This is a genomic window from Mycobacterium sp. 852002-40037_SCH5390672 (genome assembly GCF_001665875.1).
Classification (GTDB): Bacteria; Actinomycetota; Actinomycetes; order Mycobacteriales; family Mycobacteriaceae; genus Mycobacterium.
This window is the reverse complement of the sequence record NZ_LZTA01000042.1, coordinates 1-524: the sequence shown is the minus strand read 5'-3', so window position 1 is coordinate 524 and position 524 is coordinate 1. Positions and strand designations below refer to the sequence as shown.

Annotated in this window: 1 protein-coding gene; it reads left to right on the top strand. The window is 55.9% G+C overall.

Features of this window, described 5'->3' with window-relative positions; translation table 11 throughout:
• Positions 1–524, top strand: a 524-nt coding sequence (locus A5782_RS07685; protein ID WP_197694148.1) for a class I SAM-dependent methyltransferase, incomplete at both ends; no start/stop codon positions are given.

Genomic DNA, 524 nt, shown 5'->3' with positions numbered 1-524 from the left:
TACGTCGTGAATGTCATCGGAATCACGTTGAGCCGCAATCAGTTTGAGTACAGCAAGAACAAGCTGGCCGGATTGTCGACCAACCGCAACATCGAGGTGCGTCTGCAGGGTTGGGAAGAGTTCGAGGACAAGGTCGATCGGATTGTGACGATCGGCGCCTTCGAAGCCTTCAAGATGGAGCGCTATCCCGCATTTTTCGATCGCGCCTACGACATCCTTCCCGACGATGGCCGGATGCTTTTGCATACGATCTTGACCTATCAATGGCAAGAAATGCCGGCGCGTGGCATCACCTTGACGATGAGCGATATCCGATTCGCGCGGTTTATCGGCCAGGAGATTTTCCCGGGTGGGCAGCTGCCGGCGCAGGAAGACATTTTCAAGTTCGGCGAGGCTGCCGGCTTCTCGGTCGAGCGGGTGCAGTTGCTGCAGAAGCATTACGAGCGGACCCTCAACATTTGGGCGGCAAATCTGGAAGCCAACAAGGAAAAGGCGATCGCCATCCAGTCCCAAGAGGTCTACGA